Origin of the sequence: Brenneria sp. g21c3, assembly GCF_040240345.1 — a bacterium.
Lineage (GTDB): Bacteria > Pseudomonadota > Gammaproteobacteria > Enterobacterales > Enterobacteriaceae > Brenneria.
In genome coordinates this window covers 291,467-303,950 of sequence record NZ_JBEIAB010000003.1, presented here as the reverse complement: position 1 = coordinate 303,950, position 12,484 = coordinate 291,467, and the positions used below count along the sequence as shown (strand labels likewise).

At 50.6% G+C, this 12,484-nt stretch carries 8 protein-coding genes; 4 read left to right on the top strand and 4 right to left on the bottom strand.

Features of this window, described 5'->3' with window-relative positions:
• Window positions 1–90 precede the first annotated feature (90 nt).
• From ABRZ28_RS06590 to ABRZ28_RS06580, 3 genes are read right to left on the bottom strand one after another with little or no spacing between them, the layout of a single operon-like run.
• Complete coding sequence (locus ABRZ28_RS06590; protein WP_330519771.1) at window positions 91–2,559, bottom strand: putative virulence factor; 2,469 nt, start codon at window positions 2,557–2,559, stop codon at window positions 91–93.
• Window positions 2,556–5,546 carry a virulence factor SrfB gene (locus ABRZ28_RS06585; protein WP_330519770.1) on the bottom strand — a complete coding sequence of 997 codons (2,991 nt, stop codon included), beginning with the start codon at window positions 5,544–5,546 and terminating at the stop codon, window positions 2,556–2,558. Before ABRZ28_RS06585 ends, ABRZ28_RS06590 begins: the two co-directional genes overlap by 4 nt.
• Window positions 5,546–6,952 carry an SrfA family protein gene (locus ABRZ28_RS06580; RefSeq protein WP_330519769.1) on the bottom strand — a complete coding sequence of 469 codons (1,407 nt, stop codon included), beginning with the start codon at window positions 6,950–6,952 and terminating at the stop codon, window positions 5,546–5,548. Before ABRZ28_RS06580 ends, ABRZ28_RS06585 begins: the two co-directional genes overlap by 1 nt.
• 307 nt (window positions 6,953–7,259) lie before the next feature.
• Between ABRZ28_RS06580 and ABRZ28_RS06575 the strand changes: the two genes are divergently transcribed.
• Window positions 7,260–7,544 (top strand): YciI family protein, encoded by a 285-nt coding sequence (locus tag ABRZ28_RS06575; protein ID WP_319602453.1) that lies wholly within the window; start codon window positions 7,260–7,262, stop codon window positions 7,542–7,544.
• Between the two features lie 77 nt (window positions 7,545–7,621).
• Here ABRZ28_RS06575 and ABRZ28_RS06570 read toward each other — a convergent pair whose 3' ends face one another.
• The gene (locus ABRZ28_RS06570; protein ID WP_319602454.1) at window positions 7,622–7,888 is read right to left on the bottom strand and encodes a YjbD family protein; all 267 of its coding nucleotides are present in this window, start codon (window positions 7,886–7,888) and stop codon (window positions 7,622–7,624) included.
• Window positions 7,889–8,126: 238 nt separating this feature from the next.
• Here ABRZ28_RS06570 and ABRZ28_RS06565 point away from each other — a divergent pair, with 238 nt between their 5' ends.
• From ABRZ28_RS06565 to ABRZ28_RS06555, 3 genes are all read left to right on the top strand, one after another.
• Window positions 8,127–9,239, top strand: coding sequence for a 5-methyltetrahydropteroyltriglutamate--homocysteine S-methyltransferase (locus tag ABRZ28_RS06565; protein ID WP_330519768.1), 1,113 nt, complete (start codon window positions 8,127–8,129; stop codon window positions 9,237–9,239).
• Between the two features lie 320 nt (window positions 9,240–9,559).
• Window positions 9,560–11,020 carry a glycoside hydrolase family 32 protein gene (locus tag ABRZ28_RS06560; RefSeq protein ID WP_330519767.1) on the top strand — a complete coding sequence of 487 codons (1,461 nt, stop codon included), beginning with the start codon at window positions 9,560–9,562 and terminating at the stop codon, window positions 11,018–11,020.
• A 94-nt stretch (window positions 11,021–11,114) separates the two neighbouring features.
• On the top strand, window positions 11,115–12,350 hold the full coding sequence (locus tag ABRZ28_RS06555; RefSeq protein WP_330519766.1) for an oligosaccharide MFS transporter: 1,236 nt from the start codon (window positions 11,115–11,117) through the stop codon (window positions 12,348–12,350).
• The last annotated feature ends 134 nt before the right edge of the window (window positions 12,351–12,484 follow it).

Below are 12,484 nucleotides of genomic sequence, written 5' to 3'. Positions count from 1 at the left end.
GGGAGGCGACCATGGGGATAAACTCGGCAAATTAGCATCATCGGCCAACGAACAACGGATTGCCCCCGGAAACGCCGGGGGCAGGCAGGGTTACTTCTCGACGGGTTTGATCAGCGTTAATATCTCGCCCAATTGTTGATGCTGTTCCGCACTGACTTCACGTCCGGCGGAATACCCGGTGTTTTGTATAATCATTTCATTCAGGCCGACCAGCCAGTCATAGATATAAAAAGCCGTATTGTTGGTCGGCGTTAGCGAAAGCTTGGTCAGGCGCTGTGACGCGCCCCAGTTCAGCGCCTGTTTTTCCGGCTTGGCGAAGATTTTATGACCGCGATTAATCCGGCTGGCGGGGCGCAGTGATTCATCCATTTGCTGGAACCCCAGCCAGGCGACAAAATCGCCCAGCACCGTCAGCACGCGTGACACCTGCCGATCCGCCTTATTTTCGCGGTGAATGCCCAGTTGATCCGAATCCACCAGCATCCCGATCAGCGCGTCTTCGATATTCATGCGAATGCTGGCGGTGATCAATTCTTCCACCAGCATTTCAATCGTCGCCTTCGTCACGCCCAACAGTTCGACCAGCGGACCGTTTTCCGGCAAACCGCGTAAATGATTTATCCAATAGCGATAAACGTTGTGCGCATATTCGGCTTCGTAACCATGATCAATTTCATGAATCGCAGATACGGGTTGATCGACCTCGACGGGTTCATCGGCAAACAGATCGATTTCGATCCCGACGCTAAAAGGATCGCCGCCGGTTAAAGGCGCGCTGAGCTCTTCCACATTCTGATGAGGATTGCCGTAGGGTTGAGCCTGCTGTAGCAGATAAAGCCGACGCAGCTCATCGCGCGAGGGCAACAGCCGTTCCAGCAACTCGCCGTGTACGCCGGTGCGGGTTTGCAATGATTTAAGCAACGTTTCGGCTATCTGCTGTTTCCTGGCCGGATCGTCGGCGCCCGGCGGCTGATACCAATTCCCCAACAGATTATCGCCCAGTTCGCGTTGTATTTCGCCGAGTTGCTCGCTGATGCGGCCGAGCTTCACCTCGCGGTGAACTTCCGCGCCCAGCCAGGCCGCCATACGGCTGACGCCACGTTTATCCATCGCCAGCATGGTACCCCAGGCATCGCCGGGATTGCCGACATAACGCTGCACGGCCGCGTCATGGTTCTGTCCATGAGTAATGCGGCGATCAAACTTGGTCACCGCCCAGATGAGGCCCGGTTTACGACGACTCCGAATCTGGGCGTTTTCGCCCTGAGTCTGTTTCACCCAGTGATCCAGCGCCTTGCCCACGACTTTGACATCGGAACGTCTGCCCGCGGCGGTGCATACCATCAGCAGATTCATTTCATGATTATCGGTATAGCGTTCAAGCAAATAGGCCCGTTTGGCGCGCAGCAACGTGGACGCCAGCGGATGCGCATCGGGGCTGCCTTGTTCTGCCGTTTGAGGCTCGTCGGCCATTTCCGGCGTATCGCCGAAACCCGGGAAATCCAGAATATCGACCTGCTCAAACAAGGGCTCGCGCGGGGGAGCATGCAACGGGATCAGCAATTCAGCGGTCAGCATGGCCAACTCGGCCTGCGACAGTTCGACCGCCTTTCCCGCCCGGCCATTCAAGATGGGACGAACTAACACGCCGGGATCGTTAGCCGAATTCAGTCGCGCCAATGCCGTGCCGTGAATGATGCCGTCAACCGGACGCAGCGCTTCATCGGCCAATATCCGCAGCGGGGCCAGTACCTTATGGGCGCCGGAAAGGTGTTGCAATGTATGGGAAAAGTGGCGATAGGCCGCCGTCAGCGCATTGTCGCTGCCCCAAAGCACTGAGAATAACTGGGCGCGATCGTCAACGCTCAGATAGGGCGCCAGTTCTATCGCCAGCGGCCAGAAGCGCGTTTCCAGTTGCTTTTGTCGTTTGGCGTCATGACGAGCCAGATAGTCCCACAACGCGACAACCTCATCCGCATTCATGCCGTCGACCGGTTCCGGCTGACGGTGCATCAACAAGGTTCTCAGGTGTTCGTCGATGAATTGCTCGTCTAATTCTTCAAACGCTTCATCCTGATTAACATCGTGCAGAAAAGCATTGGCGATAATCTTGCCAATATCGACCTCGCTGAGCAGCAGCAGTTGAACGGGAAAGGTTTTGTTTTTTACGCCCGTCTGACGGCTAAAGCGGGTGACCAGCGCGGCAGACCGGTTGGTTGGATTGATATGGGTAAGAAAATCAAGCTGTTGTCCTTCAAAAAACGTCTCCAGCTTGCCATTCTCTCCGGCGGCCAATGAAGAGATCAGATAAGATTTCCCGGCTTGCGACAGGCCGAAAAAACCAATGGCGATATCTTTCAGCGCCACATCCGACAAGTGCTTTGCCTTGTCGCGGTTACGGCGCAGTTTAACGATTAGCCGATCGGCTTCAATATCCAGCCGCGGCGCATTTTGTCGGGTAGTTTCGATCCAGTCGATCGCCCGCTCAACGCCTTGGGCTACGGCCTGTAGCTGGCTATTGAGTCGGCTTGACAGTTGTTTGGGCGTTAATGGTTTCATTTTCTAAATACACTCCCACTATCGATCCAATAATGGGTTGCTCCTGAACCGTTGTCGGCTAATGTGTTCAATTTGAGGCGCAAATGTTGGGGCGGCACGCGGCTACCGTCATCCAGAACCGCATCGGCAATCTCAAAGCGTTCCGGGCTGTTCTGGTCATCGCCTCCGGTCACCGACAGCCTGACGCGCAGGATACTGTCGCCGACCACTTTTCTTGCCAGCTCCTGATCGATAATCGACAGGGTATATAAAGGCGACGCCGGCCAGCGTTCGTTATCCAACTGGCGGAATCCCAGACAGAGCGATCCACGAATCTGGAAGCTGGCGTCCGGGTCAAGCGCGAAGGCCGGATCATCCAGATCGATATCGCTGTAGTAGACGTTATCGGCGGCCAGCGCGTTATTGCCGTCCATCATGCCGAGATAACGAATGGTCGAATAGGGCTGGAAGTCGCCGACTTTGAAATAGAAGCCCGGCAGACGCAGGTCGAGCGCCAGCAGGCAGAGCATGGCGCCCACCGCCGCGGTGGATTTCGGATTATCGATACGGCCCCGTTTATTAAACGGATACCAGTCATTGGTGTGATACCCATCCAGCGACAGCATGCGGTTAATCGGCAACGGTTGTAAATGGCGGAACAGCGCCTGGATCCCAGGGAAACGGGAAGGGCGTCCGGTTAACAACAGTACATCGCAGGAGTAGAGCGAAACGACCTCAGACATCAAACGCAGGTTTTGGGTGATATTCATCCGGTTGGATAAAAACTCCGCATGCAGTTTGCTCAACTTGAGGATAAGCGGCACCTGGAGAATATCAAACGACGTGTTATCCACCGGCAGTTCGCGCTGAACCTCGGTGTTGATGTACTCCAGCACTTTTGCCGTCGGATGCTGCGCCAGCAATTCGCCAAAGGTTGATTCTATTTCAGCGCTGATATCCAGCGGGTCGAATCCTTCGTAGGCTTCCAGAATCGCGCGGCCGATAGGGATGAAAATCTGCAACGTGACTTGCTGACGTAACGTCAGCTGTCCGTCGATGCGTCCTTCGTTGCCGAACAGCTTGGTCATCAACTCATCGGGATTAGCCAGACCGGCCGTTTTCAACTCGGCCTGCAATGCCGGTAAAACATACAGCTGGATGACATCCAGCAGAATATCGTCGCCCGCGACCTTAAACCCTTCGCGGAACAACAGACGTGGAATGATTTTGACATTATTGCCGATGCCGTCATCCAGCAGGTATTGGGTGATCGCCAGGTCCGTCGTGCCGCCGCCGATATCAATCGACGCGATGCGTAAGGTTTTTCCGGCGGGTTCATCCTCCGACAGCTCTTTATCCGGACGCGCCATGCTGGCGAAAAAGTCTTCGGCGCGACCGCCAAAATTGACCTGCGCTTCGTTATACAGATAGACCATTTGTCCGCAGGTGGCCTCGTCCCACTCGATTTGCACCTCCGGCACCGGCACCCGGCTGCGCAGCTTATCCTCCGGCGTGGTGAAATCGTCATCTAACGGATGCCAGCCCATTGATTTCCATACCAGACCGATAGCCTCATTCATCCGACGGCGAAATATTTCACGCTCCGGCTTCGGCATTGCCGAGGGCAGGGTAAGGATAATATTGCGAAGCTGACGAGGCGCCGCGGAGTGAATCATCTTCAGTCGCTGGGCGGCGCTGTTCATTTGCATCAGCGCCTGGAGCAACAGTTCAGACAACATAAATGTCATGACCGAACTGCGGCTATAGTGCGGCGAGAAAACCGGCAAGCGCTCTTCAAGCGGCTGATCGTACAGCGGCTGGCCTTCATCATTCAGCAAAATAGTCAGCGGCATCGCCGTCGCCAGCGGCTCGTTCATCGCAGTCGTTTCCGACGATTGACTGAAACGCCACCCCGGCGCATAGCTCTCTTCATCCCACAGATAGCGGCGCGGACTGGAAATGCCGGTGGAACCTTCAGAACCTTCACGCAGCAACGCCATTCGGCTGGCTTCGCGGCCTACGCGCGTCATCGACGGCCAGATAAACGCATCATCGCGGCCGCTTTCCACGGAGAAATTTTGCTTGCCGAATCTGGCCTGTGCAAATTCAACCCGGCTTTCAAACAGCTCGTTATACAGATAATGCGGCTGACTCAGATCACGCAGTTGCAGTTCGTATGTCTGTTTCAAACCATTGCTTTCATCCGCATGATCTTCAACTAAAATGCCGCAGGTATGCGAGTTGCCGACATCCAGAATCAGGTCAACGCTGACGGCCGGCTCCTGAAGCGTGCCGGTATTGATGCGGATTTCGGGGATTGATAGCTGATTGCCCAGCATATCCAGCAGGTTCATATAATGCGCCTGATACTCAAACCCGCGGATGGCGGCTTTGATCTCCCCGATAGTGCGACTTTCCCGTTCCGCCGCCTGCTGGGTAAAGACCTCTCTCAGCCAGCCATCCACCCAGGTCTGATCAAGAAACTCGCCCAACTCATCACTGTGATAGGCCAGCGCAAAGCTGCCGCCGGTTTTGATGTCATTGGCGTTCGGCGCCAATGATTCGTACGCGTGTCCCTCCGGATAAACCTTGGTGTCGAAGGCCAAACAGATCCGATGGGTATTGCCGTCCTGATCCGGGGCGTCCAGCGCCAATAGCTGCATCCGCGCCCAGTTATCCGGCCCTCCCATAAAGGTTCGCGGCGGGTTAAATCGGAAAAAGGGCAGCGGCAACCAGATTTTTTCCAGCAACTTCAGCGACTGCTCCAGCGGAATGCTCAGTTCCGGCCTGACCACTTCAGGCGCCGCGCCCGTCGGCGACGGAAGCAAATATTTATCCGTCTGGGGGTTATAGACCAAACGCAACAGCGGTCCATTGGCGCTTTTGCGCACATACTTATTAGGAGAGTCGGTAGATAATTCCGGTTTCAAGGCAAAATCCAGAAATTGAATGCCGCTGTCCTGAATAAGCGTAATTCTCTGTTTGTAATCGGTGATCGTCGCCAGCATTATCGTTTACTCTCGCGCTTTATCGTCATGGGGAAGACCGCATCAGCGTTATAGCGACCGGTACACTCAGCGATGTCCGCCGTACCCTGTTTACACACGATAGCAGGCATCTGATACCGCGTATTATCGCTGCACCGCGCTCTGTATCGGCTATTGATAACCAGATTGCCGGAGCTCATCAGTCCGGCTTCAATATCCGTCCGGCAGGTTACGCCGTCGCCGTGCGTAATTCTTGCCGTTCCCTTGCCATTTCTGATCTGATATATCAGGCTCGGCGGTCGACCGGTAACCGGCGTTTTCGCATCTATCGATACCCGCCAGCTTCCGTTAAGGAAGTTGACCGATCCCATTCTTACCGCATCCGCCGGCATGACCAACTCGCCTTTACGCGCCGTAACCGGCGTTTCCTGAATCACGGCCGGCTCCACGGGCGCGGCTTCAGCCGCTTTGGGCTCATCACTCGCCGCGGGAGCCGTCTCGTCCGGCTCGGCGACAGGTTCAGGCTGCGCAACGGCGGCAGCCGGCGCATCAGAATTTTTGCTTTCTACATCGGGCTTAGGCGGCTCTGCTTCAGGCTGTGCGACAGGCGCGACCTCGTTCACCGTCTGTGGTGCCGGTGTCGGCTCGGCGGGCGAAGCCGGCAACGCGCGTTTTTCAGGTTTGATAGTCGCGGCCAACGCTGGCGGCTTCGGGGTATCCTCCCGACCGGCAATCCATCCGCGGATTTGTTGAGAAAGCACGGCCAGCAGGGCCACGGCAGGAAGAACCCACCAGAAACGCAACCATGGATTGCGTCGCGCGGTAGTAACAGATTCGCGGGCAGGGCGCTGTTCCGGCTTGTCCGCCGGTTCAGGTTCTGTTGCCTGTTCGGTCAGCGGTTCTTCATAAGCGGAAAGCGGGGATGCGATCGGCTCCACCGCTTTTTCGACCTCACGTAAGCAATCCAGCGCATCAGCGCGGGATTTTTTATCCAGATTGACGAATCCCCAGAAGGTTAAAACCGGTTTGCCGTCAACCAGATAAACATGATTCGCGCCGGGGAACTGAATGGCTTTCGCCAACAGCACGCCGAAAAGTTTTTGGCCGGGTTTTTCCGCTTCTTGCGCCCGTTGACTGATGTCGGCGACGGCGGACTGATAGGTTTCCAGTAATTTCAGCGCGGCGGCACGTTCTTCTTCGCTGGCGGCGATCCAGGACGTGACCTTGCCGGCGATAGGCGCATACCAGTCAATACGGTCGCCACGCTCGTTAGGTTGGGGAATAGCCAGACAATCTGCAATCTGTTGCTGTTTTCTGAGACGTAATGTTTCCCGTAATTGAAGTGCGGAGGCATAAACTGGCTGTCCATTTTCGCCCAGAGCCAGAAAATCATCCAAACTCCCGCTACGTAAAAATAATTTTGTCACGCAAAAGAGACCTTTTGTAGTAGATACCCAGGGCAGAAAATAGTACGTAATCTGCGACAGGCTATACTTTAGTGCTAATGATGGCGAATCAAATGCTTAAAGAAGGGGCAAAACTGATAAATATTTAAGGCATAGATGATGAATCAGCGTTTTTTTCATCGCCAGATCAATGATTCCCCAGCCGTGCCGCGCGGCTATCGCTATTGATAACCAGACTCGTCGCATAAGCGAAAAGAGAACTTGGCGGGTTCCGACTGCCGCCGTAACGCGTTAGTATGAATAGGATTTTTATAGAAAAGGATAAACGATGTTCATAATCAGTCTTACTTATAATCAGCCGATTGAAACGGTGGAAGCACACCTGGAAAACCATATTGCCTGGTTGAAGAAATATTATGCGCAAGGCGTGTTTGTCGCCTCCGGCAGAAAAGTGCCGCGTACGGGCGGCGTGATTTTCGCTAAAACGATGGAACGTTCGGCGCTTGAGTCGGTGCTAGCCGAAGATCCGTTCAATGCGGTTGCCAGCTATGACATCATCGAGTTTGCGCCGTCGATGACGAGCGACGAACTGACCGGATTAAAAACCATCTGATTCGTGGTTTACTCAGGCGGTAACCTTGGTTGCCGCCTGAGTGCCACCGATTTGCTAAAGCCTCTTTCCGCTATAGGCTAGCGGCGTCCCCGGCAACTGGTGTTGGCCGACCAACTGTATGTAGCGGAAATATCCGGCTTGAATTTGTTTTTCTTCTTCTCGGCGCGAACCCGTTTAGCGGCGGCTTCCCGTTCTTTCATCAGATTATCAATGTAATCATCTTTAATATGATTGCTTTCCGAATTGGTCAGCGGACGGCCATGTTTTTTTCTTTCCTGGTCGAGCAAGGTTTTAAGTTGACGTTGTTCTTGTTCCGTCATGTCTTTCTGAGTCAGTCTTGGCATAGGAATCGACCTGATTGATGGCTGGAGATTTCATTGTAAAGGAAAACCGCGTCAGGCTCAGGAAAATCATGCAAGACTTCTAAGCCGCCGTAAATTAAGGCAAACTGACCCAGTGGTTTTGTCTGACGCTCGGGTGCGGACTGTCAGGCGCCATGATTCTCTCGCCGGCAATGGCTGCGTTATGCCCTTTGCGGGTTTGGTTCAATTGATAAAATAATATTCGGAATACTATTCAGCTATGCAAAATATCGCTTTTCGAGCCGATGTCGTCGGCAGTTTTCTTCGTCCCGCGGCGCTCAAACAGGCACGCGCCGACTTTCAGGCCGGTAAAATTTCTGAGGATCAGCTTCGCCAGGTGGAAGACGAGGCGATCATCGATCTGGTCGCCAAGCAGAAAGCTGTCGGCCTGAAAGCCGTTACCGACGGCGAATTTCGCCGCAGCATGTGGCACTCGGATTTTTTCTGGGGATTCGACGGCATCGAGCGCAAGTCGTCGGACTACCGCGTGAAATTCAATGAAGTCACCACCAAATTCGATACATCGCGGATTGTCGGCAAGATTCGCTTTACCAGCCATCCCTTTATCGAGCACTTCAAATTTCTGAAGTCCGTTGCCTGTGATGATGTTATCGCTCGCCAGACCATTCCCTCTCCATCGCAGTGTTACTGGGAGTTCTTCCGTCCGGACAACTTACAGGAAACGCTGCAACAATACCCGGACCTGGCCGATTTGCAGAAAGACATCATCCAGGCCTACCGCGATGTGGTTCGTGCCTTTTACGCCGCCGGCTGCCGTCATTTACAGTTTGACGACTGCACATGGGGATTCCTGGTCGACCCGAAGAAATTCAATGAAATGAAAGGGCTGGATATCGATTTTGATACCGTCGCCCAGCTTTATCTGGATATCAACAACCAGGTTCTCGCCGACAAGCCGGAGGATATGGTGATCAACACCCACATTTGCCGCGGCAATTACTCGTCGGACTGGTGGACTTCCGGCGGCTACGAGCCGGTCGCGCCTTACGTGCTCAACAAGGAAAATGTCGACGCGTTTTATCTGGAGTACGACACCGATCGCGCCGGCGGCTTCCAGCCGTTAGAAAAAGTGGGCGAGGGCAAAACCGTCGTCTTGGGCCTGGTAACCTCAAAATCGCCGCTACTGGAAGACAAAGAGCAACTCAAGGCGCGCATCAGCGAGGCATCGAAATTCGTTCCGCTTAAGCACCTTTGTCTGAGTCCTCAATGCGGCTTTGCATCGAACGAAGAAGGCAATACTCTGACGGAAGAGGAACAATGGGCCAAGATCCGCCTGATCGTGGAAGTCGCCAACGAGGTCTGGGGTGAATAATCCCGACGCAATTGTTCCAGACAACATATTAAAGTCGTAGCAATAATGGGCGTTGGCGAATTCTTTCGACTCGGCAACGCCTGCATGAATACATTCTCTTTCAGTCTGGTAGTTATACGAAGTTATTAATCACCAGATAGCTTATTAGAAGCCAGCGCCCCATTGCCCTCCGCACGATACGTTTTGAGATAAATATCACATAACACTTAATGATAACGTTAACATTGTGATTAACATTTACTTTCTCAAATTTAGCCATATGAGCCTTTCAAAGGTTAACGTTAACATGATTATGGAATCCCTAATTTGAGAGCTGGAAAATGAATAATACTTTTTACAAACCTAAAGGTGGTTGGGTAGGCGATCTTATTCCGTTTAGCCATGACAATAAATTCTGGCTTTATTATCTTCATGACGAAAGAAAAGGAAAACATGAAGATGATTATGGTTTTGGAACCACATGGAATTTATTAGTGACGACTGATGGAACCGATATTAAAGATCATGGCATTGTATTACCGACAGGGGGAATAGACGATATTGATCTAAGCTGTTATACCGGCTGCGTATTAAAAGGGCATGATAACCAATTTCATATGTTTTATACCGCGGTGAACTGCGATAACCCGAAATATTGTCATGAGGGCAAACCTCTTCAGTATGTAATGCATGCCACAAGTGATGACCTTATTCATTGGGAAAAGCACTACGAAACCGCTTTTGGCGCTGATGGCGACATTTACGAAATATATGATTGGCGCGATCCCTTTGTTTATTATGATGAAAAAGAACAATGCTACTATATGCTTCTCGCCGCGCGCCAGCAGGGTTCGAGTCAGAAAAACGGCGGGTGCATCGGTTTATGTAAATCAACCGATCTTTGGCATTGGGAAATTTGTCCTCCTTATTATGATCCTAAAGCCTATTTAACCCATGAGTGCCCAGACTTGTTCAAAATGGGGGATTGGTGGTATCTGATATATTCCACATTCAGTGAACGATTTGTCACCCATTATCGCATGGCAAAATCGCCAGATGGCCCCTGGACTGCGCCGGTCGAGGATTCTTTTGATGGTCGTGGATTTTATGCGGCTAAAACCGCAGAAATCAACGGCCAACGATGGGCTTTCGCCTGGGTTCCGTCACGTCGTGGCAATAATGATTACGGCCAGTGGGAGTGGGGAGGGCAGTTAGTCATGCATCAATTAACGCAACTTCCTGATGGCCGTTTAAGCGTAAATATTCCTTCTGCTATCTATAATAGTTTTTGTAATGAAAATGCCGTCATAAGTGACCTTGCTGAATTTTTACCGGAAGCGCAATTTATTCTAAATGGAGAGTATCAAAAAGATTTTCTCCCTTTAAAGCATATGCCTGAGAAATGTATCATTGAGGCGGACATCGCATTCAGTTCTGGCATCAGACATTTTGGTTTAGGCATCAGGCAGGATGACGAATACGCTAATGGATATTATTTCCGCATTGAGCCATTCTACAACAGGGTGGTTTTTGATATGTGGCCTCGTCGTGAAAAAGGGGTAAATCAATGGTATGTTGATGGGGATAAACCTTTTTTGATCGAACTAGAGCGGCCTTATCTTTTAACAGAAAAGAAGTGTATCCATCTTTGCTTAATGATAGATGATGAATCATGCACTTTATATATCGATAGAAGCGTGGCGTTAACGACGAAAATTTATAACCTCAAAGGGACTAATTGGAGTTTCTTTGCATTTGATGGAAATATTAAAGTTTCCAATATTAAGCTATTGACCAATTGAGATTTTATATGGTTTATTGAATCGGATTTTCTTTCTCCCCCTTCATGTTATTGAAGGGGCGGGTAAATAATTATCAATCCCAGGCGGATATATTATGTCTATTCTTAAAAACCCTCGATATATAGAGGCGGTAGGTTATTCTATATTTTTTTATGCCGCCCTAAGTTTTGCAACAACTTTTTATGCTATCTGGCTTAGCTCAAAAATAAACTTAACCGCATCACAGACCGGATTCGTTTATGCTTTAAATGCATTTGTCGCCTTGTTTTTCATGATCATCTATGGGTTAGGGCAGGACCGTCTTGGCGTTAAAAAACTATTACTTTGGGTGCAAAGCGTTGTGATATTGGGCTGCGGCCCCTTTTTTATATATGTCTATGAACCCTTGTTGAAGAGCCATTTTTATCTTGGCACGTTATTGGGTGCGATATATCTGAGCATCGCTTTCTTTTCTGGCATGGGATTAATCGATTCCTATGTTGATCGCCTAAGCCGTATTTACAAATTCGAGTTCGGCATGGCGCGTATGGGAGGAAGCCTATCTGCCGCTATTGTGGCATTTATCGCAGGAAGATTTATTGCGATCGATCCACACATCAATTTCTGGTGTATATCAGCAGCGGGCTTTGCATTGATTTGTATCAATTTGGTTTATAAAGCGGATACATCTTTGAAATATGAAAAAGAGGTGGAAAAACTAACATTAAAAGAACAATTTTCTATATTTAGACAGCGTCGTTTCTGGATTTTCGTTATCTATATTTTTGGCACTTACAGTCTATACAATGTGTATGATCAACAATTATTTCCGGTTTTTTATACTCATCAGTTCGAAGATATCAATACCGGTTACAGGCTTTACGGTTACCTTGGATCTCTTCAGGTTTTTCTGGAAGCAGGCATGATGTGCGCAGCGCCATTTCTGGTCAATCGATTAGGAGCAAAATACTCACTGGTACTGGCTGCGTTTTTTTCCGCACTGCGGATCATACTTTCCGGGTATTTTACGTCGATCGTCCTTATTTCATGCATGAAGTTATTTCACGCGTTTGAGATATCTATAATCCTTGTTTCAGCGTTTAAATATATCGCTATGAACTTCGACCGTCGTCTTTCTGCGAGTGTGTTCCTGATAGGATTTCAAATAGCAGGTTCCGTTGGAGTGATAAGCTTGTCGTCGTTTATTGGCGTTATCTATGACAGATATGGTTATCAGTTCTCATTTTATATCTTAGGCGCTGTTGTTTTAGCCTTTATGTTTTTTGCCATGTTCTTTTTGAAAAATGATCCGCATCCACAAGAGAAGTCTTTGCATAAAACGACAGCTTAGGCCATTGCATTACGGCATCGTAAAGTGCTCAAGTCAGTAACTAATGCTGCTACTGAAATTTGACCGGAGCAATACATAGCAATAGGATAAAAACAAGCCACGACGCGTTCAGAAAAAGCGCACAATATTAAGGG

Bases quoted from the DNA above. Each gene is read 5' to 3' on its own strand.
- ABRZ28_RS06590 (WP_330519771.1), bottom strand. From the start codon at position 2,559: ATGAAACCATTAACGCCCAAACAACTGTCAAGCCGACTCAATAGCCAG.
- ABRZ28_RS06585 (WP_330519770.1), bottom strand. From the start codon at position 5,546: ATGCTGGCGACGATCACCGATTACAAACAGAGAATTACGCTTATTCAG.
- ABRZ28_RS06575 (WP_319602453.1), top strand. From the start codon at position 7,260: ATGTTCATAATCAGTCTTACTTATAATCAGCCGATTGAAACGGTGGAA.
- ABRZ28_RS06570 (WP_319602454.1), bottom strand. From the start codon at position 7,888: ATGCCAAGACTGACTCAGAAAGACATGACGGAACAAGAACAACGTCAA.
- ABRZ28_RS06565 (WP_330519768.1), top strand. From the start codon at position 8,127: ATGCAAAATATCGCTTTTCGAGCCGATGTCGTCGGCAGTTTTCTTCGT.
- ABRZ28_RS06560 (WP_330519767.1), top strand. From the start codon at position 9,560: ATGAATAATACTTTTTACAAACCTAAAGGTGGTTGGGTAGGCGATCTT.
- ABRZ28_RS06555 (WP_330519766.1), top strand. From the start codon at position 11,115: ATGTCTATTCTTAAAAACCCTCGATATATAGAGGCGGTAGGTTATTCT.